We start from the raw sequence: 25,125 nt of genomic DNA on the forward strand, positions 1-25,125 counted from the left end.
CAAGAGACGGGAGAAGAGACGGAACTAGTCCCGGGCGCCGGTGTGCAGGGCGGCGAACAGCCCCTGGGCGCGGGTGCCGTCCGGCAGCTGCCAGGCACCGCCGACATGACCGGTGGCTCCTTCGGGAAGGAGCGACGCGCCGTCCGGGGCGGGCCGCAGGACCCGGTGCAGACGGAGGGTCGTGCCATCCGGTGCGGCCAGCCGGGTGCCGTCCGGGTCGTCGATGGCGGGAGCCGTGACCTGCGTCGACGTGAGGCCCGCGCCGGTGTAGGAGCGGGTGACCTCCTCGTCGACGGTGTCGGTGATGCTCTGTGCCTGAGCCTGGACGCGCCCCTCGATCAGGGCCCACAACTGGGCGACCAGTACCGGGTCGTGGCAGCCGTCGTAGGCCCAGCGGTGCCCCAGCACCCCGTGCTCCATGGTCCCGACGAGGGCGTGCTCCGCACCGTCGAGCGGGGCGCCGCGATAGGTCAGCGGCACCAGGTAACTGACCGGCTCGGCGCCGGCGTCGTCGGTGGCCACCATGAGCTCGATCCCGACCTCGCCCCGCGGGTCGTCGAGCCGGAAGCCGCCGGCCTTGGCCAGCCTGGGTTCTTCGGCGCCGCCGTACCACGGACGGGTGGGCAGCCAGGTGGTGAGCAGTTCCAGCTTGGTCGGCTTGAGGGTGGTGTGGTGAATGATCGCCATGTCCGCAGGCTCTCACGGAAGTTGACGCGCTGATACTCTGTTCGATCATGACGTACTTCTTCCCCCTCCGCTAGCCGCTCCGTCGGCACTGCGCGGCTCGACCCGGCGCCGATGATGCGGGACGGTCATCCACCGTCCCGGGCTGCGACGTGGGAGAAAACGGCATCATGCGCATGGTGGCGCGGTGCGTACGCGGGCTGGAGCCCGCACTCGGCACGGAAATTCTGCGGACGGGTTCCGCGACCGTCGACTGGATCGGCCATCGTGAGGTGGTCTTCCGGACCAGGAGCAGTACCAGTACCCATGCCGGCGCAAGCAAGGTGCGGCTGCGGACCGCCGACGACGTCTTCCTGCTCGCCCTGCGCCGGGACGACATCGGTCCGCACAAGAGCGACCTGACCGCCTTGGCGGAGATGGCGCGCGCGGTCGATCTGGCAGGGCTGGCGCGGGAACGCGGGGCACTCGGCGGGCCGCACGGGTTCGGCGGGATCGAGGTTTCGGCGTCCTTCCTGGGGCGCAGGACGTACAACCGGTACGACATCGAGGACGCCGTCGGCCGGGTACTGGCCGAGCGCGCCGGTGTGCCGTACCACGCGCGCCGGCACGGCGATCCTGCGCCGCCCGGCCACAGCGGGTGGCGGCTGACGCTGGACGGCGACCACGCCACCCTGCTGCTGCGCCTGGCGCGGCGCCCGGCACACCGGCGTGCCTACAAGAACGCGACCATCGCGGGAACGCTGCACCCGCCGGTCGCCGCCGCCATGGCTCAGACGGCCGAACTGCGGCCGGGCCAGCGGGTGCTGGACCCGTGCTGTGGAGCGGGGACGCTGCTCATCGAGGCCCATCACACGGTGCCGGGCACCACGCTGCTCGGGTTCGATCTCGATCCGGCCGCGCGCCGGGCGGCACGGCAGAACGCCGGTCCGCTCCCGGTCGCCGTCGAGCACGGCGACGCCGGCACCCTGCCCGTCGCCGATCGCAGCATCGACCGCGTCCTGTGCAACCCGCCGTGGGGAGCGCAGGTCGACGCAGGAGGACGCCTCGCCGGGCACCCGGAGCGATGGTGGCGCGAACTCGCCCGCGTCCTCACCGACGAGGGGAGCGCGATCGTGCTGCTGCCCGAGGCACGCGGCCTGGGCCACGCCCTGGCGCTCGGCCTGGCTCCCGTGCACGTACAGCAACTCAGCCTGTTCGGCAGCCGTCCGCTGCTGGTCCGCCTCGAACGGCAACGCGACCGCGGACGTACCCGGGTCCGGCGGGAGGTGGCGGGCAAGGTCCGCACGCGCCCACGCGCGGTGCGTACGGCGCCTGCGCAGGACTCGTAGGTGGCGCGTACAGCGTCCAGCGGGTTGCCTTCGGTGCGCGTGGTGGGCGGTTCCGGCTCCTGCGCAGGCAGGTGTCGGGGCCGGTTGCGCGTCTTTCGTCCTGACGGGTGACGGGGGCCGCCAGGTGACCGCCGTCATGCAATGTGCACGCCGCGAGGGGGAATCCGACCAGCAGTGTGTCGTGCGCACCGCCGGCAGGAGGAGGGTCCGTGGAGTCGACCACCACAGTGATCGTCGTCGCCGTGGCCCTCGCGGCCGTGGTGCTCGCCCTGGCCGTCGGTGTGCTGGTGCGGCTGGTGCGAACCCGGCGCGTCATGAGGCGCGCCGGGCTGCCGACCGGGCCGCGCTGGGTGTTCTGGGGTGCCGTCGCGTACTTCGTGCTGCCCGCCGATCTGGTGCCGGATCCGGTGTATCTGGACGACATCGGCGTGCTCTTGCTGGCACTGCGTACCCTGCGCCGCTCTCCCGATGCGGGACCGCCGGACGCCGTTGGTTACAGAAAGTAAGGAAACCAATCACTCGTTCGATTCGTTTAAGTAAGAGGAACCCAAAGGACGTCGGCGGACCCGAGGACGCCGCTGGGTGACCCCGCTCGATCGGAGCAGCACCTGTGAGGGAGAGACGATGCAACCGTTCGCGCTCAACTACGCACGGCCGGCCGCGGAGTTGGAGGTCAGCGCTCCGTACGTCTACGACTCCGGCCTGCAGTTGAACGTGCTCCGTGACGGGCGGATAGCCGCCCGTGATCATGGCCTGTTGCGTGAGCTGGGGACCACGACGTCCACGGCGGGCTCGAAGACCCACTTCGACGACTGAACACAGGCCGGCGACGATGACGGTCTTGATTCTGACCAGCGAAGAAGACGTGACGGCGGACATGGTGGTCGTGCACCTGAACGCGTCCGGCGTCCCGGTGGTCCGTCTCGATCCCGCCGACCTGACCGGCGGGGTCGCACTGTCGGGCGAGTACGTCCACGGCGCCTTCCGCGGCCATCTGTCGTCCGCGGGGCGCCTGGTGGGCATCGACGGGCTGCGGTCGGTCTGGATGCGCAGGCCGGGAACCGCGGCGGCCCGGGCGGCCACGCCGTCCGCCTGGCTGACGGAGGAGGCCGGGCAGGCGTTGTACGGCATGCTGCGCGGCTGTGACGCCCGCTGGATGAACCATCCCGACGCGGCCCGCCGGGCCCGTTACAAGCCGTGGCAGCTGCGGGTGGCCCAGCGCTGCGGGCTGCCCGTGCCGGCCACATTGATCACGACGTTCCCGCAGGCCGCCCGCGAATTCGCCGATCGCTATCCGGATCTGGTGGTCAAGCCGGTGTCCGGCACCCATCCGCAGGACCCGCCCCGGGCGGTGCCGACCAGCAGGGTGGCCCCGGACGCGGACTTCTCCGCCGTCGCCTTCGGTCCCACCCTGCTGCAACGGCGCGTCGTCAAGCGGGCCGACATCCGTCTCACGGTGGTGGGCGAGCGGCTGTTGGCCGCCCGCAGGGTGACCGACGCCGAGGCCGAGGTGGACGTCCGCTTCGACGCCTCCGACGCGCCATGGTGTCCCGTCGAGGTCGCGCCGCGCGTCGCCGAGGCCGTCCGCGCGTACATGCGGGAGGCGGAACTCGCCTACGGCGCCTTCGACTTCGCGGAGGACGCCGACGGGACGTGGTGGTTCCTGGAGTGCAACCAGTCGGGACAGTTCGGGTTCATCGAGGTGGACACGGGCCAGCCGATCGCCCTCGGCATCGCCGAGTGGCTCGCCCGACCCGCCGCGTGGCGGCAGTCGCACGTCAACGGGGCGAGCGCGCAGGTTCTCTGAGGGTGCTCAGAGCTGCTGCGGGCCGGGCGGCAGGGCGCCGCGCTGCCAGGTGGGAGCCGGGGGCGCCGGGCGCCCGGGAGCGGGGGCGAGGCCACCGGACTGCAGCAGCGGCTGCATGGCGAACTCGACTTCCCTGCTGACGCGTTCGGCCTCCCGGCGCACCTGGGTCGGGATGTCGCCGCGCTCCGCGATGAGCCTGTCGTAAATGGGGGAATCCTGGAACACCCGTCAACGCGCCTTTCATGTCGTAGCCCTGTGTGCATTTGGGCACGGCTGTCGAGTCTAGGCGCCGACGCACACTGAAGTGCGAATTCTGCCAGAGCGCTTGACGAGCGACGTCAGGCACCCGTAGTCGAGCCGGGCCGGACGATCATCAAGACGGTGACGGTTGCCCACAGGAGGTTGAAGATGCCGGTGAACATGGCGAGTTGAACGGTGGCCGAGTGCTCGGCGAGCCGCGAGGCGCTCAGTTGCTCGAGGACTTCCTCCTGGCGGGGCAGGACGAAGGCGATCAGGATTCCGGCGGCCGCGGCGGTGAGGGCGATGGACGTGATGAGCCATCCGCTGCCCAGGACGCCCATGGCCAGGGCCGTGGCCATGCCGAGGACGGGGACCGACACCCCGATGGCCGCGTAGACGCGGCAGATGCGGTGCAGGAGCCGGACGGTGCCCACCGCCACCGCCCCGTCCGTCGCCGGGACGCGGCGCGCGGCCGGCGGGAACATGCTGGCCGCGACGGTGACGGGGCCGACGGCGACGATGGCGGCCAGGACGTGAAGAGTGAGGAGGATCTTGGTCACCCGCCCCACGCTAGGGATCCCGCGGGTGATCGGACAGAGGCTGAAATGACAGCTTCCAACGGGTTCCCGCCAACAGCCCTGCGTGCTCCTCCCTCACACTTCACCCGCACCACCTGGGCTTATACCTATGGCGGGAATCCGCCTAGGGTGTCACTCATGCACACCGTGGCGATCCTGGTTCTCGACAACGTGGTGCCGTTCGACATGGCGACGCCCTTCCAGATGTTCGGCTGGACAAGGCTGCCGGACGGCCGCCGTCCCTACCGGGTCCGGATGTGCGCCGAGTCGCCGGAGGTGGCCACGGAAGGCTTCGCCCTGCGGATCGACCGGGGGCTCGACGGGCTGGTGGACGCGGACACGATCATCGTGCCGGGCTGCGACGACGCCGGGCCGCCCTCCCCGCACGTGGTGACGGCCCTGCGGCAGGCGGCGCAGGCCGGCACGCGGATCGCTTCCGTGTGTGTGGGCGCCTTCGTCCTGGCCGAGGCCGGCCTGCTGGACGGGCTGCGCGCCACCACCCACTGGATGGCCACCGACGAGCTGGCGCAGCGCTTCCCGGACGTCCACGTGGAGCCGGACGTGCTGTACGTCGACAACGGGCAGATCCTCACCTCCGCCGGAGCCGCCGCGGGCCTGGACATGTGTCTGCACATGATCCGGCGGGACCTGGGATCGGCCGTGGCGGCCCACACCGCACGCATGTCCGTCGTCCCACTCGAACGGGAGGGCGGACAGGCGCAGTTCATCGTGCACGAGCACCCGCCCGTACCGCGGGGTTCGGCGCTCGAACCCCTGCTGGCGTGGATCGAGGACAATCTGGCCGGGGAGGTCACCCTGGGGGCGATGGCGGAGCGTTCAGGGATGAGCGAGCGCACCTTCAGCCGCCGGTTCCGTGAGCAGACCGGCACCACTCCGCTGCAGTGGCTGCTGCGGGCGCGGGTGCGGCGGGCCCAGTATCTGCTGGAGAACAGCGACCACCCGATCGAGCGGATCGCCCGGCAGGCGGGGTTCGGTTCGCCCACGGCGTTCCGCGAGCGGTTCCGCCGGGTGGTCGGCACGACGCCGCACGCCTACCGCTCCGCGTTCCAGGGGAAGAAGGCCGTGGTCGGCGCCCACTCATAACCGGTGACCCGCCCTGATCAGTCACGGTGGGAAAAATCACCCGAGTCCACACGGGCCGTCAGCAGTTGGACAAGGGGTATCGATCCTCCCCCAAGGACGGTGTACTCCCATGAACTACTCCAGCCGCCTTCTCTGCGCCCTCTACATCGCCACGAGCGCGGGGCTCGCCTGGACCACGGTCCTCGCCTTCCGGTACGGCCCCGTGTGGACGGCGTGTCTGTTCGCCGCCGCCAGTCTCGTGCCGGTCATCGCCGTCGTACGGGAGACGGTGATCGGCGAACAGCGGCGGTGGCTCCTGGAGTTGATCGCGCGGGCCGGGCGCGCCGGCGACGCCGCCGACGCGATCGTCCGTGCGGAGCTCGACTCGGCGTGCTGCGAGCGCTGGTGGACGAGCCTCGGCAGTGAGCACGACGTGACCTGCCGGCACGGGATGCCGCGCAGCAGCAGCGCCGCGTGAGCGTCCGGGTCAGCTGTCGAGGGCCCGGTCGACCTCCTCGCGCAGGAGGGCGACGTAGTCGCGGGTCCAGCCCTCGATCGTGGTGCGGTCCCACAGGTCGGACGAGTACTCCACGAAGCCCTTCAGTTCGTCCCCGGCCGGGACCAGCCCGAAGCTGAGCTCGGTCCGGGAAGCGGCGGGGGCGAGGTCCTCGACGGCCGTGATCAGCCCGGGCAGTTCGATCTCCGCGTCCAGCGTGCTCTGGTAGGCGAAGCCGACGTCCAGTCGGTCCGGCACGTCGACGCCCGTGCGCTGCCGCAACGCGGGGGCGATCCGGCGCACCGGCAGGGCGAGGTCCATGCACTCCACCGCCGTACGGGCGACCTGGTCCGTCAGAGCGGAGAAGGATCGGGCCGCTGCGTCGCGCACGCGCAGTGCGAAGCCGGTGATCGTGCAGGCCAGCAGGGATTCGAACTCCCGGCGCTCGCGGTTGGCGTAGGAGATGTTGAACACCACGTCGGCCTGTTCGGACTTCTGCGCGAGCATGCGGCCCAGGGCCGCGGCCGTGACCACGAAGGGTGTGGTTCCCCGCTGTCGTGCCAGTCGCTCGACGGCGGCTCGCGCCTCGGCCGGCACGGTGAACATCACGGCGCCGCCCCGTCCGCTCGCGTGCTTCGGCCGGGGCCGGTCCAGCGGGAGGTCGACCGTGAACGGCACTCCGTCGAGCTCACGGAGCCAGAACTGGAGCTTTTGTTCGTCGGCGGCTCCGTCTGCCTGCTCCTGCTGCCACCGCGCGTACGTCACGGGCTGGCACTGCACGGGCGGCAGGGTGTGGGGTTCGCCCGTCACGGCGGAGCTGTAGAGCGCGGCCAGCTCCTTGAGCAGCAGGCTGACGGACCAGCCGTCGCAGGCGGAGTGGTGCAGGACGAGGAGCAGGGTCCAGGCGCTCTCGCCGGTGCGCAGCAGGCGCAGCGCCACCGGGGTTCCGTCGGTGGGGTCGAGCGGTGTCTCGGCGGCCTCGGCACTGGCTTGTTCCAGGGCGGCCTGCCGCTCCTGCGCGGGCAGGGCGGTGAGGTCCTCGACCGGCAGCTCCACCGGGCGGGGCCGCAGCACCTGCTGTTCCCAGCCGTCCCCGCTGCGGGCCAGGCGGGTCCGCAGACCCTCGTGCCGTTCGACGAGCCGGTTCAGGGCCGAGTGCAGGGACGCCACGTCCAGGTCGCCGGAGAGGGTGATCCGCAGGGCGACGTTGAAGACCTGGGGCAGGAGGTGGTCGGCATGCACCGTGGCGAAGCGGGCCTGCTGCGCGGTGGCGGGCGCCCGGCGCTCCACCGTGCCGGGGCCGTCGTCGGCCTCGGAGGCATCGCTCTTCCGGCCCGTCGTCTCGCTCGCCGCAGCGGTCAGTCGGGCCGTCATGGCCTGCAGCGTCGGTTCCTGGTAGAAGCTCAGCATCGGGTACTCGGTGCCGAATTCCTCCCGGACCTGGTTGACCAGCCGCATCGCGGTGATCGAGTGACCGCCCAGCTCGAAGAACGAGGCGTCGGTCGCGATGCCGTCGGCGTCGACGCCGAACTCGGCCGCCCACAGCTCCCGTACCCGTCGCTCGACGTCTGTGCGGTCGCCTCCCGCCGCGTGTCCGGCACCGGCGCTCGGTCCGCGGCCGGGTGCCGAGGTGACGAGGTCGGGTGCGGGCAGCGCGGATCGGTCCAGCTTGCCGTTGCCCGTCACGGGCAGGGCGGGCAGGATCCGCCAGGCGCGCGGCACGAGGTACTCCGGGAGTCGGGCCGCGAGTTCCTCGGCCAGGAGGTCTGCGTATGCCTGCCGGTCGTCGGCCGCCGCGCCGATCGGGTCGGCGGGGACGGCGTAGGCCGCGAGGTACGCCTCGCCGCGGTCGTTGCGGCGGGCCCGCACGGCCGCTTCGCGGACGCCGTCCAGGGCGTTGAGCACGCGGGCGACCTCTTCCGGCTCGACCCGAAATCCACGGATCTTCACCTGGTCGTCGGCCCGGCCGCAGAACTCGAGCGTCCCGTCGGAACTGAAGCGGACCAGATCGCCGGTGCGGTACCTGCGGGCGTCCGGACCGCCGTCCGGGTCCGGCAGGAAGCGCTCCGCGGTGAGTTCGGGGCGATGCAGATAGCCGCTGGTCACGCCCGGGCCGCCGACGTACAACTCCCCCACCGTGCCGACGGGCACGGGGCTGCCGAACTCGTCGAGCACGCTCAGCCGTACGTTGTCGACCGGGCGTCCGATCGCGATCGGGCAGGCCGGTTGCGGTTCCTGGCCTTGCGGGGACACGGTCTGCGTGGTGCACAGCACGGTGACCTCGGTGGGCCCGTAGACGTTCACCGTCTCGTACCGCGCCTCGGGGCGCGGCCGGGTGCGCAGCACGTCACCGCCGAGCAGCAGGTGGCGCAGCGGCGGCTGTTCGCCGGCCGGCAGCCGCAGCAGTTGTTCGCCCAGGGCGGTGGGGAGGATGGAGAAGGTGGCGCGCTGCTCGCCGTACCAGCGGGCCAGCGCGAGGGGATCCCTGCGGAGCTCCTCGCCGGCGATGGTGACCGAGGCTCCGGCGGTCAGCGCGGGCCAGATCTCCAGGAGCGTGGCGTCGAAGCTCTGGCTGCACACGACCGCGCTGCGGTCGGCGGGGGTGAAGGCGAAGCGCCGGTGGTGCCACTCGCACAGGTCGACGACGCCGCGGTGCGTCACCACGACGCCCTTGGGTGTGCCGGTGCTGCCCGAGGTGTAGAGGACGCAGCACGGGGACTGGTTGTCGGTTGCGGACGCGGGGCGCGGTGCCTGGTGCGCGGTCGCGTCGGGCCGTACGACCGTCACTCCCGCCGGCAGCTTCAGGGCGGCCGCGTCGTCGTGCCTCGACACCACGATCCGGGCCCCGCACTCGGCGATGACCTGCTCGGCGCGCGCCCGCCCGAGCGACGGATCGAGCGGCACATAGGCGCAGTCCGCCTTGAGTACGGCGAGCATGGCGACGACGAGGTCGGCGGAGCGGGGCAGCCACAGGGCCACCCCACCGCCTGCGGGCTGCTGCTGCCGCAGAGCTGCGGCCAACCGCTGGGCCTCGTCGTCCAGTTGACGATACGTCAGTCGAGTGTCGCCGCTGATCACAGCCGTGCGGTCGGGCGCCGTGGCCGCCTGACGGGCGACGAGGTCGTGGACGGTCGTCTCCGCGAGGGGGCGGGCCGGGCCGCGCTGCCAGGACCGAGGGACGGGCTCCCCGTCGACGGCGGTGTCGACGACTGCCGGGGCGAGCCGGGACAGCGGTGCCTCGGGTGCCTCGGGTGCCTCGACCGCCGCCGCGAGCAGGTCCCTGAAAATGGCGAAGAACCGGTCGACGGTGTCCTCGTCGAACAGGTCGGTGTTGTACTCCAGATGGCAGCGGATGCCGTGCGGCTGGTCGGTGAAGTAGACGGTGAGATCCGTCAGGGACTTGTCCGGCCCCGCGTCCAGCGGGGTGGCCTCGATGCCGGGCAGGTCGAAGCGGAACGGTTCGGCGCGCTGGAACTCCGCGAACGCCTGGAACACCGGTGTCCGGTCGACCGCCCGGGGCGGCGCGAGCTCGCGCACCACCGTCTCGAACGGCACACGCGCGTGGTCGTAGGCGTCGAGGGCGACCGTGCGCACCCGGTCCAGCAGCGAGCCGAACGCGGGATCGCCGGACAGGTCCAGGCGCAGCGCGAGCGTGTTCACGAAGAACCCGAGCAGGTGCTCGGCCCGCTCGGGCCGGTCCGAGATCGGGGTGCCGACGACGATGTCCGTCTGCCCGGTGACCCGATGCAGCATCGCCGCGTACCCGGCGAGCAGGGTCATGAACAGGGTGCTGCGGCGGGCGCGGCTCAACTCGCGCAGTCTCCGTGAGAGTTCCGGGTCGAGGGTGTGGAAGACGGCCCGGCCGCTCGAGGTCATCGTCGCCGGGCGCGGCCGGTCGGTGGGTAGGGCGAGGGCGGGCAGGTCGCCGCCGAGGGTGCGGCGCCAGTAGGCGAGGTCCTCGTCGGCCTCTGGGCTGTTGGCGTTCGCCGCCCGTTCCCTGGCGTGGTCGGCGTAGCTCCAGGTGAGCTCGGGCAGTTCGGGTGCGGTGCCGTCGCGTTCGCTTCGGTAGAGCGCGGACAGGTCGCGGGCGAGGACGGTGGCGGAGGCCGCGTCGACCACGATGTGGTGGAGGGACAGCACGAGGACGTGCTCCGCCTCGCCCAGCTCGACCAGTCGGGTGACGAACAGCGGGCCTGCCGCCAGGTCGAAGCGGCGCGCGCTCTCGGCCGACAGGACGTCCTGGAGCGTGCGTTGGGGGCTGCCGGTGCCGTCGACGGCCTCGAAGTCGGGCTCGGCGGACGGCAGTACCACCTGGCGGGGCTCGCTCCCGGTCTCCCGGAAGACGGTACGCAGGCCCTCGTGCCGGGCGACGAGGCCGCGCAGTGCCGCGCGCAGGGCGGGTACGTCGAGTGGGCCGTCGAGGCGGATCGCCTTGATCTCGTTGTAGGCGGTACGGCCCGGGAGCAGGCGTTCCAGGAACCAGATCCGTTCCTGGCCGGGCGACAAGGGTGCGTGGGTGGGAGCGAGTTCGGCGGCTGCGGTGACCCGGGCGGCGGGTTCGGGTGCTGGCGTTGTGGAGACGGGCGTGGGACCGACGGTCGGACGGCGGCGGCGGTGGCGGCGCAGCGCGTCCAGGCGCGGGAGCCCCGCGCGCAGCTCGTCCGGTGCGACACCGAAGTCGACGAGCGCCACGATCTCGTCCGCGCCGGCCCCGGTCACCGCGTCCACCACCGGGCGCACGCTGTCCACCGTGCCGATCAGCGCACGCTGGTCGCAGTAGCGGCCGTAGGCACGCTGGAACACCGTCTCCAGGTCGTCCTCGCTGAGGGCGGACAGGTCGATGCTGTGCCCGAGGCTGTTGGTGACGCCACTGAACAGGGACAGGGACGCGCGCATGTAGCGGGACAGCGGTTCGTACGCCTCGGTCCGCGCGGTGTCGTGGTCCTCGGCGAGATAGGTGTGCAGCAGGACGGCCACCCGCCCGGCGTCCGGGTCCAGGCCGTGCAGGGCCCGTGTGCGTCGGTAGCGGGCGATGTTCTCCTGGAGCTGCTCGACCGTCTGGGTCATCAGGTTGGTGACGACGCCCAGGTCGTGGCGGGCGGCGAGTTCGTACGAGGCGGGGTTGCCGACCACCGCGGTGTACATCGGCGGGGCGTCCTGCACCGGCCGCGGGAAGAGCCGTAGGTCGGCCTCGCCGTCACCGGTCGTGCGGCGCACGGTGTCCCCGCGCCAGAACTTCCGTACCTCCTCCAGCTGTTCGTACATCAGCTCCTTGTGCCGGCCGAAACGGTCGGGGAAGAAGGCGAAGTCCTTGGCGCTCCAGCCGCCGGCGACGCCGATGCCGACGCGCCCGCCGGAGAGGTTGTCGACCATCGACCACTCCTCGGCGACCCGGATCGGGTCGTGGAGCGGCAGGACGACCGAGCCGGCGTTGAGCCGGATGCGCTCCGTCTCGCGGGACAGCGCGGCGGCGAGCACCGCCGGGTTGGGGAAGAGGCCACCGAAGGAGTGGAAGTGGCGCTCGGGCATCCACAGCGCATGGAAGCCCTGCTCGTCCGCGAACCGGGCGATGTCCATGAGGAGTTCGTACTGGCCGTGGCGCGGTGCGGAGGCGTCCTGGGGGTAGTCGCCGAAGAAGTAGACGCTGAAGTCGGTGGTGCGCGCGGCGGCTCCACTCGCGGGCCGCGTCCGGGATTCGGTGACGGCAGCGGCGTTCCAGGCCATGGAGGCCACCGGGGCCGGGGCCGGGGTTGGGGTTGGGGTTGGGGTTGGCACCATCGCAGGTTCAGTCGGTGCCGGTTTCGGTGGCGCGGCCTTCGGGGGCACGGGTCGCCCGCCCGGGAAGAACCCCGCCGACCGCAGCTCGCGCAGCGAATCCCGTACGGCGTCCGCCACGAACTCGAGGTCGCCGTCCGAGTGGGCGGTGGACAGGAAGAAGTTGCGCCACTCCCAGACGTGTACGCCGCGCACCATCAGGTGGTGGTACAGGAGCTCCATGTCGGCGCGGTGCTCGAAGCGGAACTGGGAGCCGAAGTGGCTCATCCGCAGCGGGTACTCCTCGGCCTCGAAGAAGCCGTTGAGCGTCGCCGCCAGTTCGGCGGTGCGCGCGTTGAGCCGCTCCTGCAGGTGGGGGCTGTGCTCCTTGAGGTGGGTCAGCACGGCGCGGGCGGCCACCATGGACACCGGGTGCTGGATGTACGTACCGCCGAAGAAGGTGGTGTCGGCGGGCGGGTAGCTGTCGTCGCCGTACGACCAGAAGCCGCCGTCGACGCCGTCCATGATGTCGGCGCGGCCGGCGATGGCGCCGATGGGGAAGCCGCCGCCGAGGAGCTTGCCGTAGGTGGCGAGGTCCGGTGTGACGCCGTACAGCTCCTGTGCGCCGCGCAGGGCGGGGCGGAAGCCGGTGAGCATCTCGTCGAAGAGCAGCACGATGCCGTGGCGGCGGGTCAGCTCCCGCAGCCTGCGGACGAACTCGACCGGTTGGAGCGAGGGGTGCCTGCTCTGCACCGGCTCCACGACGACCGCGGCGATGTCGCCGGCGTTCCGTTCGATCGTCTCCAGGGCGGTGTCGCTGCCGTAGTCGAGGACCAGCAGATCGGAGACCGCGGCCTGCGGGACCCCTCGGGAGACGGGCACGGTGAGCTGGTCGGCGCCGCTGCCCGAGGTGCGGCCGAGGACGTTGTCGGCGTGGCCGTGGTACGCGCCGAGGAAGGTGACGATCTTGTCGCGGCCGGTGGCGGCGCGGGCCAGGCGGATGGCCGCGGAGTTCGCCTCCGTACCGGAGGCCGCGAACGCCACCCGCTCCAGGCCGGTCAGTTCGGCGAGGAGTTCCGCCGCCTCGCCGGTCTCGATATTGCGAGGGCCGAGTTGGATGCCGCGGGACAGGTGCTCGCGGACGGCCTCGGTGACGAAGTCCGGCTCGTGGCCGAAGAGGAGGACGCCGAAGCCCATCGTGATGTCGACGTACTCGTTGCCGTCGACATCCTCCAGCCGTGCCCCGCTCGCCCGGCGGCCCGCGATCGGGTACAGCATCTCCTTGGTGCCGCTGCGGAAGCCGACGACGGCACGGCTGTCGGCCAGGACGCGGCGGTGGCGCTGGGCGATCCGCTTGGAGGTCGGGGTCCTGGCGGTGTAGCGGCGTACGAGGTCGTCCAGGTGCTCCTGCTGGGAGCGTGGGGAGGCGTCCCGCACCATGCCGGACGTCCTCGCCACCGTCACCCTGGGGCCGTGGATGCGCGGCGGCTCCGGGGACGGCTCTTCCAGTGACGGCTGTTCCGGGACGTGGAGATCTGTTCCCATCTGCTCGGCGATGCGCTGCGAGAGTTCGGTCATTGCCGCCAGGTCGCGGTCCAGTGCGGCGGATATGCCGTTCAGCCCGGTCACTTGGCCACCTTGCCGTTGAGCCGGTCCGACACCGAGGCGGTCTGGAGAGCCAGCAGCTGGGAGAGCTGGGACATCATCTGCAGCTGTATCCGGGACATCTGTTGGATCTTCTCGGCGAGGTCCTCGAGCTCCTCGCGGGTCGCGTACTCGGGAGTGGGTGCGGGTGGGGGCACAACCGGTGGGGCGGGTACGGCGGGTACGACGGCCGTGGGCACCGGATCGGGGACGGCAGGTCGTTGCGGTGCATCGCCGGGAGCGTCCGGCATACGGGCGACGATGAACTCCGCGAGCCGCCGCGGCGTACCCGTCTCCTCGAACAGCTCCCGCATCGTCACCTTGATCTGGTGCTTCTGCTCCAGTTCCCGCAGCACGCTGATCATCTGCAGCGAGTCGGCGCCGAGGTCGAAGAAGGACGCGTCCTCGACGATCGCCGAGGGATCCTCGCCGAGGTGCCGGGCGGTCGCCTCGACGATGCTGTGCAGTACCCGCGCGACCGCTGCCTCTTGCTGAACCACTTCGGCTTCCTCTCTCGCTGTTCTTTCCGTGCTCAGGGCGGTCGACTCCGGCCCTGTCCAGTAGTCCTTGTGCTGGAATCGGTATCCGGGCAGCGGGATGCGCCTGCCCCCGCTGCCGGCCAGGAGCACCGGCCAGCGGATGTCCGCCCCCGCGCAGTGCAGCCCCGCCGCCGCGCCCCAGAGGGAGCCGAGGCCGGTGCCGCGCCGCAGGGACGGCAGCGACCGCACGTCGGGCAGTGCCCGGCGGGCCAGACCGCTGAGGGTGGTGTGCGGCCCGATCTCGAGCAGTACGTCGGGCCGCTGTGCGCCGATGCCGCGCAACGCCGCGTCGAAACGGACGGGTTCGCGGGTGTGCCGTACGAAGTACTCGGCGTCCGGGGTCCAGCCGGGCGGGCGGGTCACACCGTCCACGGCGCTGACGAAGGGGATGCGCACCGGCCGGAGGTCGACGTCGTCGAGGGCCTTGCGGAACTCCTCCAGCATCGGTTCCATCAGGGCGGTGTGGAAGGCGCGGGTCACCGGCAGCCGCTGCCCCGCTGTGCCACGCTCGTCCAGCAGGGCGCACACGCGCTCCACGGCCTCGACCGGCCCGGCGAGCACCTGGGCGCGTTCCCCGTTGGTCACGGCCGGCTCCAGGCCGGGCACCTCGGCGGCCAGGGCGAGGGCGGTCTCCCGGTCGAGCGCCGCCGCCACCATCGCGCCGGGCGCGCAGCGCTGCTGCATCAGTTGGCCGCGCAGGGTGGTGAGGCGTAGACCGTCGTCGAGCGAGAGGGCGCCGGCCGCGTACAGCGCGGCGTACTCTCCGACGCTGTGTCCGGTCACGGCGTACGGTTCGACACCGATGTCCCGCCACAGCCGGACGAGGGCGCACTGCAGGGCGAACAGGGCGGGCTGCGCGGTGTCCGTGTCCCCGGTCGGCCCCGCGAGAAGTGGGTCGCCGGTGAGGTCGCGGTAGTGGCGCTCGCAGGCGTCGAGCACCTCGCGCGCGCCGGTGAACCGCTCGTGGAGGGCGTCGGACATCCCCGGGTAGTGGCTGCCCTGCCCGGTGAACTGGAACGCGACGCGCGCGGGGCCTTCCTGTGGTGTCGTCCCCGCGGTGACCGTCGCTGCGGTGCCTGAGGCGAGCCAGGCGTCGAGGGCGTCGGCGAGGGCGGCCGGGGTCGCGCCGCGGGCCGCGAGCCGGTGGCCGCGGTGGGTGCGGCCGAGGGCGGCGGTGGTGACGAGGTCCGCCAAGTGGGGTGCCGGTGGCTGCCGTAACCGGTCGCGGAGGGCGCGGGCGTTGTCCACGAGGGCCTCTTGGCTGCTTGCGGAGACCAGCAGCACGTCCGGAGGGGAGCAGGCGTCGGTCCTCGGCGTGGGTTCGGGGGCCTGTTCCAGGATCAGATGGACGTTGGTGCCGCCGACGCCGAGCGAGGTGATGCCCGCGCGGCGGGGCACGTCGCTCTCGGGCCAGGGCCGGGCGGTGCGGGGGATGTAGAAGGGGCTGTGGTCGAGGTCGATGCCGGGGTTGGGCTCGCTGAAGTTCGCCATCGGCGGGATGACGCCGTGCTGCAGGACCAGCAGGGTCTTGACGAGGCCGGCCAGTCCGGAGGCCGCGTCGAGGTGGCCGATGTTGGCCTTGGTGGAGCCGAGGGCGCAGTAGCCGGTGCGGTCGGTGTCCTCGCGGTAGGCGCCGGTGGCGCCGTCGAACTCGATCGGGTCGCCCTTGAGCGTGCCGGTGCCGTGGGTCTCCAGGTAGCCGATGGTGTCGGCGCCGACGCCGGCGCGCCGCAGGGCCTGGCGGACTGCCGCGCGCTGGCCCTGTGCGCTGGGCGCGGTGAACGCCGTCTTGTCGGCGCCGTCGTTGTTGATGCCCCAGCCGCGGATGACCCCGTGGACGGTGTCGCCGTCGGCGACGGCCCGGGTCAGCCGCTTCAGTACGACGGCCAGGACGCCCGTGCCTCCCACGGTGCCGTCGGCGCCGGCGTCGAAGGCCCGCAGGCGGCCGGACCTGGAGAGGATCGAGCCCTTGACGTAGCGGTAGCCCAGGACCTGCGGCACGTGGACGGCGGTGGCGCCGACGAGCGCGATGTCGCAGTCGCCCATGAGCAGCGACTGCGCGGCCGACTGCACACCGACCAGGGAACTGGAGCAGCCCGTCTGGATGTTGACGGCGGGGCCCGTCAGGCCGAGCCGATGGGCGACGCGGGTGGCCGTGAAGTCGGCGTAGTTGCCGACGGTGATCTGCATGCCCGACATCCAGTCGGTGGGGGGCTGGGTGGGCAGGACGTTGTTGAGGAGGTAGTTCTGCAGGGTGTAGAGGTGGTATCCGGCGCTGGCATAGACACCGACGCGGGTGCCGTCCCGCTCGTCCGGATAGCCGGCGTTCTCCAGGGCGTGCTGGGCACACTCCAGGAACATGCGTTGCTGGGGGTCCGTGAGCCGGGCCTCGCGGGCGCTCATCGCGAAGTGCTGGGCGTCGAAGCCGGCGATGTCGTCGAGCACTCCGGAGGCGCCGACGAAATCCGCCGCCCGGTATTCCTCGGCGGGGACGCCGGCGGCGGCCAGTTCCTCCTCCGTGAATCGGGTGATGCAGTCCTTGCCGTCACGGACGACGCGCCAGAGCTCCTCGGGGGTGTCGGCGCCCGGCAGCCGGAAGGCCATGCCGATGACGGCCATCCGCGGGTCGAGATCGCTCGTGGCCATCAGCCCTGTCCCTCCGTCACCGTCGTCCTGTCCTGGCCAATCGTTTCCGCAGCGCTGGGGTCGCGGGTGCGGCGCCGGCTCAACAGGAGCAGGAGCAGGACCGCGCACAAGACGATCGCGAGGCCGTGGAAGGAGGCCACCACCTGCAGCGGTGAGAACGTCTCCAGCAATGCGCCGCTCACGAGCATGCCCAGGCCGAAGCCGGTGTTCTCGGCCGAGGCGGAGAGCCCGAAGAGGCGGCCGCGCTGCTCGTCGGGGGCGGTCTGCAGCCTCGACACATAGACGATCTCGGTGAATCCGTCGGCCGCTCCGGCAACCAGCGCGGCGATCACGGCGGGCACGGTCGGCAGTCCGCTGAAGACCACGATGAACCCGGCCGACATCACACAGGCGCCGAGCGCGAACGCCCGCTCCCCCGGCGTCCGCCCGGTCTTCTTGGTGACCCGCCCGATCACCTGCTGGGCGACGATGTTGCCGATGGCCCAGGTGGCCCAGAACTGGCTGATGAACGTGGCCGGATGGTCGGGGTCCAGGCTGCTGGAGTAGATCGGCAGGGCGACGTTGTGGGACGAGGAGCCCAGCCCGTCCACCGCCCGGACCGCGATCATCGCCATCAGCAGCGGCGCCGTACCCAGCAGCATCCTGGCCGTCCAGCGGACGGCGCCGGAGGACTCGGCGGTGCCGCCGCCGGCGGTGTCCTTGGCGGCCCTGGTGCGCACCGGCAGCAGGAACAGCACGGTCGCGGAGACCAGGAAGGTCGCGGCGTCCAGCGCGAACGCCGCGGAGTATCCGAGCTCGGCCACCACCACGCCCGACGACGCGAACCCGGCGATCATGGCGAGCGAACGCCCGGTCACCAGCAGTCCGTTGGCGCGTACGCGGTGCTCCGCGCCGACGATCTCCGGGATGCTGCTGCGCAGGGACACCTGGGACAGTGTCGAGCAGCCGCCGGTGACCACGGCAAGGACGTACAGCAGCCCGGGACGCGTGCCGTCGGGGGCGAGCAGCAGCGTCAGCAGCGCCACGGCCTGGCACAGGTCGGCGCCGACCATCAGGCGCTTGCGGTCGTAGGCCGAGACGAGACGACCGCTCACCCAGCCCGACACGACACTCGTCGCCAGCCGTACGGCCATGAAGAGGCCGGCCGCCAGCGCGCTGCCCGTGGCGTCGTAGACGAAGACGTTCAGCGCCACCATGTTCAGGTAGCTGCCGTACGCCGAGATGCCGTTGCCCAGAACGAGCAGACGGAAATACCTCATGCACCTTCCTCTGGTCTGCATGAAGGGTGTGAGTGATGTGCGGCCGGGATGCCTGCCCGCCGGCTCAGTGGCGGCGCGCGGTCCGGGCGGACGGCAGGTCGCGGTGCGGTCGCCCGTCGCGTCCGCCGCGCGGCAAGCGATGCCGCGCTGTCGCAGGCCCGGTCAACGGCCCCGACCGCTCTCGCACCCGCCGCAGGTGCGTCGGTGCGCACCGCTGTCGCACGGCGTGTACATGCCCCCATTGCCGGCCCAGCACAAAAACCATTCCCCCTGTAAGCCGCCGGACAGCGGCCATTCGTCCGTCACCCAAGCAGACCCGGACACGGGCGTTCAAGGCTCCGAACGAGGTACAGACGATTTCCGGTCCGGATTTGGCGATTTCGGAGCGCCACTCGGGGACCGTGCCAACACCCGGCGACCCGACCCCCTTCCCGGCCACGTCCATGGCGAGGTCGCCGTCGACCGTGGCGCGAGGCGCGGTCCGGCCCGAGCCGGCCCGTTGCAGGTTACGGCCGGTTCCGCCCAGGCAGCTGAGCCCCCGCCGTGAGACGGACCAGCAGGACACCGGGAGTGCGGGGCAGTGACACCCGCAGTCCGTCCCCGTCCCAGACCGCCGAGCCGGTCGGTGCGGAGGACGGGTGCAGGATCTCCGCGCGGACCTCCCCGTCCGCCAAATGCCGTACGGGCACGTGCAGTTCGGACTCCCCGCCGCGGCGCCAGGCCGTGATGTACGACGTACGGTCGTCGGGCGACCGCATCCCCAGCGCCAGCCACTCGTCGGTCCACCCGGGCAGACCCAGCGGCCAGAACGGCACGGCCCGCGCGAGGTCGTGGCGGATCGACTTGTACGTGCTCACCGCGTCCCGGACGAGGGTGAGTTGGCGTTGCGACATCCGGTCCAGATGGCCCGAGAGATGGATTCGCCCGAGCAGTGCCCCGCCCAGGGTGAAGGCGATCAGGTCGTCGTCGAAGCCGGGCTGCGGGTACGCCCAGACGGCGCCCTGTTCTGGCGGCACGACCGTAGGTGCGGCGGCGGCGATCGGCGGGTAGCGCAGGGGGTCCTGCTGGTCGCTGGTGGACTGGAGCTGCGTGACGGCCAGCGTGGCGCCGTCCATCCGCATCCCGCCCGAGGCGCAGTTCTCGATCACCAGGTGCGGGTACCGGTCCAGCGCCTCGGAGAGCCAGTCCAGGTAGGCGTGGGCGTGGCCGAGCAGACCGGCTCCGGGTGCGAGGTCCCCGGGGGCGAGGGTTCCGGGATCGATCACGATGTTGTAGTCCAGCTTGAGGTAGCCCACGCCCCAGTCGCCCACGATCCGGTCCACCGTCTTGTCGAGGTGGGCGCGGGCGGCCGGATGGCGCAGGTCGAGCTGGTGGCGGCCCTGCTCGGTGAGGCGTACGCCGTCGCGCTGGAAGAAGGCGTCCGGTGGGAGCGCGGCGGCGACCGGGCTGCGCACGCCGACGACCTCCAGCTCCAGCCACAGCCCGGGAACCATGCCGCGCTCCCGGATCCGTTCCAGGACCGCCCGGATTCCGCCGTCGGGGAAGCGGCGCGTCGAGGGCTGCCAGGCGCCGACGCTGTCCCACCAGCCTCCGTCCGCCGAGTCGTCGTACCAGCCGGCGTCCACGCAGAAGTACTCCGCGCCCGCCTGGGCCGCCGCGTCGATCAGGGGGAGCAGTTTCTCGGTGGTCGGGTCGCCCATGAGCGTGTTCATGTAGTCGTTGAAGACGACCGGGAGTGCGGTGTGGTCCGGGTGCGGGCGGCGTACGGCGCGACGGTACGAGGTCAGCGCGCCCATGGCCTCGTCGAACCCGGAACCGAGGGCCAGCACCCCCGGCACGGTCGTGAACTCCTCGCCCGGGGAGAGCCGGACCCGCCACTGGTGCTCCGCGTCGGTGGGGCCGTTCAGCGCCAGGTACGTGCCGCGCGCGTGTTCGCCCAGGTCCCAGCGCCAGCCGGCCGGGGACTCGATCTGCCACAGCCAGGTCCGGCCGCTCCCCCGGTCCGTGAGCGCCCCCATCGGCAGGTGACCGTCGGTGGGCCAGCTGCCGCGCCCGGCGAGGACGAGGGCGGCGCGGCTGTCGTGCTGATGGGCGTCGACGTTGATGTCGGCGACGGTGTCCCGCAGCGGCTCGGCGTACCAACGGCACTCCGCGAGCCAGTCGTTGCGGGCCCGGTGCACATCGAGGGCGTCCGGAGCGGGCAGGCCGCCGATCAGCAGACTGCTGACGGACTGGACGACAAGGGGCTCCGGGCCGTCGTTGCGCAGCCGCACGCGGGAACGGAGCGCCGGCACCCCGGCGGGTGACGTCAGCTCGACGAACGCCGTCAACCCGGTGGCCCGGTCATGGAGTTCGACGGTCAGCCACTGCCCGCCGTCCCGTGCGCCGCTGCGGTGGCCCCGGTAGCCCAGGCGCGTACCGAGGGCCGTACCGGTGAAGCGGGGGCCGGACCATCCGCTTCCGTACCCGACGGCGGTGAGCTCGACGAGGGGGAGGGCGGATTCCGGGTGGACGGGTACGGCAGGTACTGCGCCGGTGTCACCCAGCCGGACCAGCCGCAGCGTCCCGTCGGAGGCGACGGCGAACTCGGTCTCCAGGGCCGCATGACCCCAAGTGAACGTTCCCTGCATGCCGTTGAGATCCGCGTCCGCCGTACCGGTCAAGGTGCTCCCCCTGATGAATCCCTCGTTACGGTCTCTTGACGACCCCAATGTGACCGGTCACAATCCTGGCATGAATGTGACCGGTCACACAAGGCGGCCGGCGAGCATCAGGGACGTCGCGACCGCCGCCGGCGTCTCGTACCAGACCGTCTCCCGGGTGATCAACGGCCATCCCAGCGTCAAGCCGACCACCCGGGACCGCGTGCTCGCCGCCATCGACGAACTCGGCTTCCGGCGCAACGCCACCGCGCTCGCCCTGGCCAGCGGACGCAGCAGGGCCGTGACCGTGCTCACCGCGAACACCACCCACTACGGCTATGCGTCGATCCTCCAGGGCATCGAGGAGTCCGCCCGCGCGGCTTCCTACGCGGTCGGGATCGGCGTACTGGAATCGGCGGACGAGGCCGCGGTCGCCGCCGAGGTGCAGCGGGCGGCGGACGCGGGCGGCGGACTGATCGTGATCGCCTACGATCCGGCCGGTGTGCGGGCGCTCGGCGCCGTCCCCGCCGAACTCCCGGTCGTCGGCGTGGTCGAGACCCCGGCGAGCCCGCCCGGCGGCGACCGCCCCTGGGTGTGGACCGACGACCGCGAGGCCGCCTACGAGGCGACCCGCCACCTGCTCTCGCTGGGCCACGAGACGGTGCACTACGTCGCCATCCCGTCCAGCACCCGGCGCACCAGCGCCCGTACCAGCGGCTGGCGGCAGGCACTGAAGGAGGCGGGGGCGCCCGAACCCCGCCCTGTGCAGGGCAGTTGGGGCCCGGCGGGCGGCCACACGGCGGGCTTGCAGCTGGCGCGGAACCCGGCCGTCACGGCGATCCTGTGCGGCAACGACGACCTCGCGCTCGGGGTGCTGCGCGCCCTGCACGAGGCCGGCCGTTCCGTCCCCGGCGACGTCAGCGTGGCCGGGTTCGACGATGCCCCGCACTCCGCCTTTCTGACCCCGTCGCTGACGACCGTACGCCTGGACTTCACCGGACTGGGAAGGGCCGCGTTCGCCCTGCTGCACGGGGTGCTGGAGGAGGCCGCGCAGATCGCCCCGCATCCCGTCTCCGTACCGGAGCTGGTGGTGCGGGAGAGTTCGGGGCCGCCGCCCGCCGGCGCCTGAACTCGCCGCGCGACCCCTGCCCGCGCCGAACCACCGCGGACCGCGCCGCACGGTCGCCGAACGCACCGCACGAGCACCGCTGTACCGCACGAGCACCGCTGTTCTGATTCCTGCTTCCTGAACCACCCGTTCGCGAAAGGCACGTGATGAAGACAAGAGCTCTCCCCGCCCTGGCACTGATATGTGCCATCGGCCTCGCCGCCACCGCGTGCAGCGATCCCACGGCCGGTGATTCCGGCGACTCCGGCACGGACGGGAAGCAGACGGCCGTCGACCCGACCGCCCGCCTGGACGGCGTGAAGCTGACCATGTGGACCGCCCAGAACACGGTCAACGCCCCCAAGCAGGTCATCGACGCCTTCGAGAAGGCCACGGGCGCGACGGTTCAGACCCAGGCGATCCCGGACCTGTACGAGCAGAACGTGCCGACGAAGCTCGCCTCCGGCGACCGGCCGGACCTGATGTTCTGGCAGCCGTCCATCTCCACGCTGCCGTTCATCCAGCCGAAGCAGAACCTCCTCACCCTCGACGGTGAGCCGTGGGAGGCCAAGCTCGGCGACACCGAGAAGTCGCTCGGCATGATCGACGGAAAGCGGTACGCGGCGATCGTCACCAGCCCCGCCATGCTCGGCGTCTACTACAACAAGGACGTCTTCAAGCGGGCCGGGCTGAGCGAGAAGGACTTCCCGAAGTCGTACGACGAGCTGCTGGCGCTCGGCCACAAGGTGGTCGAGAAGTCGGATGCCGCCGCCTTCTACGAGGCAGGTGGCGACAAGTGGCCGCTGCAGTGGCAGATGCAGGTCCAGCTCACCGACCTCGACCAGCAGTGGTGGGACGGGCTCAACGAGAACAAGGAGAAGTGGACCGACCCGGTCGTCGTCGGCGCGATCAAGAAGTACAAGGAGAAGCTGCTCGACGCCGGGCTCGCCCAGAAGAACTACCGCACCGGCACCTTCACCGGACAGGCCGACGCCCTGTGGAAGGGGGAGGCCGGCATGGTCCTCAACGTCACCTCCTTCCAGAGCCAGTTGCAGGCCAAGTACTCCACCGCCGAGATCGACAAGAGGATCGGCTGGTTCCCGATCGCCAACTCCGCGGCCACCGGCATGTACTCGCCCGACCAGACCAACGGTGTGGTCGCCTTCAAGACCGGTGACGACAAGCGGCAGAACGCGGCCCGGCAGTTTCTGGCGTTCTGGCTCGGGCCCGACTACGCCGACTACATCAAGGCGATGAAGATCCCGTCCGTGCAGCCGTCCGTGCCCACGCCCGACGGGCTGCCGCAGACGTCCAAGGCCCAGGTCGCGTCCCTGCCCACCGCCATCGGTGTCTTCCAGGCCAAGGCGATCGTCGCCCCGGACACGCACCTCTACCTCGCCGACATGATCTTCGGCAAGAAGAACCCGCAGCAGGTCGCCCAGGCGATCCAGGATCAGTTCGCGCAAGTGGCCAAGGCCCAGGGCGCGCCCGGGTTCTGACGATGGCTCACACAGTCGTACGTACCGAGCCCACGCCGGTGGCGGGCCCGCGCAAGAAGGTGGGGCGACTGCCGCGCGCCGCCGTGCACCACCCGTGGTGGTTCGCACTCCCCGCGATCGTCGTCTTCGCGGGCTTCTTCCTGGTGCCCAACCTGCTCAACTTCTACTACCCGTTCACCAACTGGTCCTCGTACCACGCGGACATCGCCTTCACGGGCCTGGACAACTTCAAGACCATCGCCGACGACGGCTCCCTGCTGCGCGCCATCCGCACCACGCTGCTGTACGCGCTGCTGGCGGCGCTGTTCCAGAACGGCTTCGGGCTCGTGCTGGCGCTGCTGCTGGAGTCGGACACCCGCTTCAACCGGTTGTTCCGCGCCGTCTTCTTCCTGCCGGTGCTGATCTCGGCGCTCGCCACCGGTTACGTCTTCCAGGCCCTGCTCGACCAGGACGGAGCCGTCAACTCCGTACTCGGGACGGACGTTCCATGGCTGGGCTCGACCACCTGGACCCTGGTCGTCGTCACCCTCATCCACGGCTGGAAGTGGATGGGCCTGTCCATGCTGATCTACCTGGCCGGGCTCAAGGGCATCCCGGGCGACATGCTCGAAGCGGCGCGGATGGACGGCGCCGGGCCGTGGCGGACCTTCTGGTCGGTGCGCTGGCCGATGCTCGCGCCTGCCGTCACCTTCAACGTCACCACCGCGCTGATCGGCTCGATGAACACCTTCGACATCGTGCAGGCCACCACGGGCGGCGGGCCCGCGGCCGCCACGGAGGTCTTCAACATCTATATGTTCCGGATCTTCGGACAGGGTCTGTACGCCCAGGCCTCCGCGATGAGCCTCGTCCTCTTCCTGGTCGTGGTCGCCGTGGCGATTCCGCTGGTCGTCGGGTTGCGGCGAAGGGAGCAGCTGCTGTGAACCCGTCCGTGGCATGGCGGTACGGCCGCCCCGCCCTGGTCCTGCTGCTCGCCGGTCTCGCGGTCGGCGTACCGCTGTGGCTGGTCGCCGTCACCTCGGCCAAGCCGCAGGCGGAGGCCATCAAGCCCAACCTCGACCTGCCGCAGCACTGGCAGCCCGCCGACAACTACGCGGACGCCGTCAGCCAGGGCGAGATGCTGCGCGGCTTCGTCAACTCCCTGCTGGTCGTGGTGCCCTCGGTCGTCCTCGTCCTGCTCCTCGGGGCGGGCGCCGCCTGGGTCTTCGCGCGCCGCAAGTCGAAGCTGGTGTCGACGGCGTACGCGCTGTGCATCAGCGGCCTGCTGCTGCCGCCGGCGGTCATCACCATCGTGATGGAGCTGCGGCAGCTGGGCCTGGCGAACACCCGGCCCGGCATGATCGCCGTCTACACCGGCATGTATCTGTCGACGTCCATCTTCTTCATGACCGGCTTCATCCGTGCCATTCCACTGGAGTTGGAGGAGGCGGCCCGGATGGACGGGGCGACACCGGCGCGGATCTTCTGGCGGATCGTCCTGCCGCTGCTGCGCCCGGTGATCGCCACCGCGACGATCATGGTGATGCTCTACGCCTGGAGCGACGTCTTCTACGCCTTCTTCGTCCTCGGCGGCGGCGAGCGGGCCACCCTCCCGCTCAACCTCTACCAGGTCGCCAGCGCCCAGCTCTACCTCAACAACTGGCATCTCGTCTTCGCGTACGTCGTGGTGATGAGCCTGCCCATGGTCGCCGTGTTCCTCGTCGGCCAGCGAAAGATCGTGTCCGGAATCACCAGTGGAGCCGTCAAGTGACCGGAGGTCCAGCAGCGTGATCACCCCCGCCCGCACGAGATCCCGCACCGCCTTGCTAGCAGCCGCAC

General features: G+C 71.4%; 17 protein-coding genes. 10 read left to right on the plus strand and 7 right to left on the minus strand.

All coding sequences use genetic code 11. The features are described from left to right. Positions 1 to 24 precede the first annotated feature (24 nt). Positions 25 to 687, minus strand: coding sequence for a maltokinase N-terminal cap-like domain-containing protein (locus EHO50_RS38340; protein ID WP_128436422.1), 663 nt, complete (start codon positions 685 to 687; stop codon positions 25 to 27). A 167-nt stretch (positions 688 to 854) separates the two neighbouring features. Between EHO50_RS38340 and EHO50_RS38345 the strand changes: the two genes are divergently transcribed. The 4 genes from EHO50_RS38345 to tgmB all read left to right on the plus strand — a co-directional run bounded on the left by EHO50_RS38345 (position 855) and on the right by tgmB (position 3,819). Further along, positions 855 to 2,012 carry a methyltransferase domain-containing protein gene (locus EHO50_RS38345; RefSeq protein ID WP_128436429.1) on the plus strand — a complete coding sequence of 386 codons (1,158 nt, stop codon included), beginning with the start codon at positions 855 to 857 and terminating at the stop codon, positions 2,010 to 2,012. A gap of 209 nt (positions 2,013 to 2,221) precedes the next feature. Beyond that, positions 2,222 to 2,518, plus strand: coding sequence for a DUF1232 domain-containing protein (locus EHO50_RS38350; protein WP_128436432.1), 297 nt, complete (start codon positions 2,222 to 2,224; stop codon positions 2,516 to 2,518). A gap of 118 nt (positions 2,519 to 2,636) precedes the next feature. Then, complete coding sequence (gene tgmA, locus EHO50_RS38355; RefSeq protein WP_128436436.1) at positions 2,637 to 2,828, plus strand: putative ATP-grasp-modified RiPP; 192 nt, start codon at positions 2,637 to 2,639, stop codon at positions 2,826 to 2,828. Positions 2,829 to 2,844: 16 nt separating this feature from the next. Next, entirely contained in the window at positions 2,845 to 3,819 is a 975-nt protein-coding gene (gene tgmB, locus EHO50_RS38360; RefSeq protein WP_128436441.1) for an ATP-grasp ribosomal peptide maturase, read from the plus strand. Between the two features lie 6 nt (positions 3,820 to 3,825). On the opposite strand, the gene EHO50_RS38365 is transcribed toward tgmB, so the two are convergent. Together EHO50_RS38365 and EHO50_RS38370 are read right to left on the minus strand one after the other, a co-directional pair. Beyond that, the gene (locus EHO50_RS38365) at positions 3,826 to 4,044 is read right to left on the minus strand and encodes a hypothetical protein (protein ID WP_128436444.1); all 219 of its coding nucleotides are present in this window, start codon (positions 4,042 to 4,044) and stop codon (positions 3,826 to 3,828) included. Positions 4,045 to 4,157: 113 nt separating this feature from the next. Then, a complete protein-coding gene (locus tag EHO50_RS38370) occupies positions 4,158 to 4,619 on the minus strand; it encodes a DUF2269 family protein (protein WP_128436449.1) in 462 nt (153 codons plus the stop codon). Positions 4,620 to 4,775: 156 nt separating this feature from the next. Between EHO50_RS38370 and EHO50_RS38375 the strand changes: the two genes are divergently transcribed. Both EHO50_RS38375 and EHO50_RS38380 read left to right on the plus strand, forming a co-directional pair. Beyond that, positions 4,776 to 5,741, plus strand: a complete 966-nt coding sequence (locus EHO50_RS38375) for a GlxA family transcriptional regulator (protein WP_425472352.1) — start codon at positions 4,776 to 4,778, stop codon at positions 5,739 to 5,741. Positions 5,742 to 5,850: 109 nt separating this feature from the next. Beyond that, positions 5,851 to 6,198, plus strand: a complete 348-nt coding sequence (locus EHO50_RS38380) for a hypothetical protein (RefSeq protein ID WP_128436456.1) — start codon at positions 5,851 to 5,853, stop codon at positions 6,196 to 6,198. A gap of 9 nt (positions 6,199 to 6,207) precedes the next feature. On the opposite strand, the gene EHO50_RS38385 is transcribed toward EHO50_RS38380, so the two are convergent. The 4 genes from EHO50_RS38385 to EHO50_RS38400 form a co-directional block, all read right to left on the minus strand. Next, positions 6,208 to 13,599: a MupA/Atu3671 family FMN-dependent luciferase-like monooxygenase gene (locus EHO50_RS38385; protein WP_246101802.1), complete on the minus strand. Its 7,392-nt coding sequence runs from the start codon at positions 13,597 to 13,599 to the stop codon at positions 6,208 to 6,210. After that, positions 13,596 to 16,799 (minus strand): type I polyketide synthase, encoded by a 3,204-nt coding sequence (locus EHO50_RS38390; RefSeq protein WP_128436460.1) that lies wholly within the window; start codon positions 16,797 to 16,799, stop codon positions 13,596 to 13,598. Before EHO50_RS38390 ends, EHO50_RS38385 begins: the two co-directional genes overlap by 4 nt. Next, the gene (locus tag EHO50_RS38395) at positions 16,799 to 18,058 is read right to left on the minus strand and encodes an MFS transporter (RefSeq protein ID WP_128436463.1); all 1,260 of its coding nucleotides are present in this window, start codon (positions 18,056 to 18,058) and stop codon (positions 16,799 to 16,801) included. The genes EHO50_RS38390 and EHO50_RS38395 overlap by 1 nt, the downstream gene beginning before the upstream one ends. A 506-nt stretch (positions 18,059 to 18,564) precedes the next feature. Beyond that, positions 18,565 to 20,688, minus strand: a complete 2,124-nt coding sequence (locus EHO50_RS38400; RefSeq protein ID WP_128436558.1) for an alpha-galactosidase — start codon at positions 20,686 to 20,688, stop codon at positions 18,565 to 18,567. Between the two features lie 103 nt (positions 20,689 to 20,791). Between EHO50_RS38400 and EHO50_RS38405 the strand changes: the two genes are divergently transcribed. The 4 genes from EHO50_RS38405 to EHO50_RS38420 all read left to right on the plus strand — a co-directional run bounded on the left by EHO50_RS38405 (position 20,792) and on the right by EHO50_RS38420 (position 25,057). After that, positions 20,792 to 21,829 (plus strand): LacI family DNA-binding transcriptional regulator, encoded by a 1,038-nt coding sequence (locus tag EHO50_RS38405; protein ID WP_164905072.1) that lies wholly within the window; start codon positions 20,792 to 20,794, stop codon positions 21,827 to 21,829. A gap of 146 nt (positions 21,830 to 21,975) precedes the next feature. Further along, entirely contained in the window at positions 21,976 to 23,307 is a 1,332-nt protein-coding gene (locus EHO50_RS38410) for an ABC transporter substrate-binding protein (RefSeq protein ID WP_128436468.1), read from the plus strand. Between the two features lie 2 nt (positions 23,308 to 23,309). After that, positions 23,310 to 24,230, plus strand: coding sequence for a carbohydrate ABC transporter permease (locus EHO50_RS38415; protein WP_128436472.1), 921 nt, complete (start codon positions 23,310 to 23,312; stop codon positions 24,228 to 24,230). After that, entirely contained in the window at positions 24,227 to 25,057 is an 831-nt protein-coding gene (locus tag EHO50_RS38420; protein WP_128436474.1) for a carbohydrate ABC transporter permease, read from the plus strand. Before EHO50_RS38415 ends, EHO50_RS38420 begins: the two co-directional genes overlap by 4 nt. Positions 25,058 to 25,125 lie beyond the last annotated feature (68 nt).

This window comes from Streptomyces cyaneus (genome assembly GCF_004028635.1).
Taxonomy (GTDB): domain Bacteria; phylum Actinomycetota; class Actinomycetes; order Streptomycetales; family Streptomycetaceae; genus Streptomyces; species Streptomyces cyaneus.

What these genes read in the sequence shown, in the direction of transcription:
- tgmA (WP_128436436.1), top strand. Translation starts at nt 2,637, where the DNA reads ATGCAACCGTTCGCGCTCAACTACGCACGGCCGGCCGCGGAGTTGGAG.
- EHO50_RS38345 (WP_128436429.1), top strand. Translation starts at nt 855, where the DNA reads ATGCGCATGGTGGCGCGGTGCGTACGCGGGCTGGAGCCCGCACTCGGC.
- EHO50_RS38375 (WP_425472352.1), top strand. Translation starts at nt 4,776, where the DNA reads ATGCACACCGTGGCGATCCTGGTTCTCGACAACGTGGTGCCGTTCGAC.
- EHO50_RS38400 (WP_128436558.1), bottom strand. Translation starts at nt 20,688, where the DNA reads ATGCAGGGAACGTTCACTTGGGGTCATGCGGCCCTGGAGACCGAGTTC.
- EHO50_RS38395 (WP_128436463.1), bottom strand. Translation starts at nt 18,058, where the DNA reads ATGAGGTATTTCCGTCTGCTCGTTCTGGGCAACGGCATCTCGGCGTAC.
- EHO50_RS38380 (WP_128436456.1), top strand. Translation starts at nt 5,851, where the DNA reads ATGAACTACTCCAGCCGCCTTCTCTGCGCCCTCTACATCGCCACGAGC.
- EHO50_RS38410 (WP_128436468.1), top strand. Translation starts at nt 21,976, where the DNA reads ATGAAGACAAGAGCTCTCCCCGCCCTGGCACTGATATGTGCCATCGGC.
- EHO50_RS38405 (WP_164905072.1), top strand. Translation starts at nt 20,792, where the DNA reads ATGAATGTGACCGGTCACACAAGGCGGCCGGCGAGCATCAGGGACGTC.
- tgmB (WP_128436441.1), top strand. Translation starts at nt 2,845, where the DNA reads ATGACGGTCTTGATTCTGACCAGCGAAGAAGACGTGACGGCGGACATG.
- EHO50_RS38340 (WP_128436422.1), bottom strand. Translation starts at nt 687, where the DNA reads ATGGCGATCATTCACCACACCACCCTCAAGCCGACCAAGCTGGAACTG.
- EHO50_RS38390 (WP_128436460.1), bottom strand. Translation starts at nt 16,799, where the DNA reads ATGGCCACGAGCGATCTCGACCCGCGGATGGCCGTCATCGGCATGGCC.
- EHO50_RS38415 (WP_128436472.1), top strand. Translation starts at nt 23,310, where the DNA reads ATGGCTCACACAGTCGTACGTACCGAGCCCACGCCGGTGGCGGGCCCG.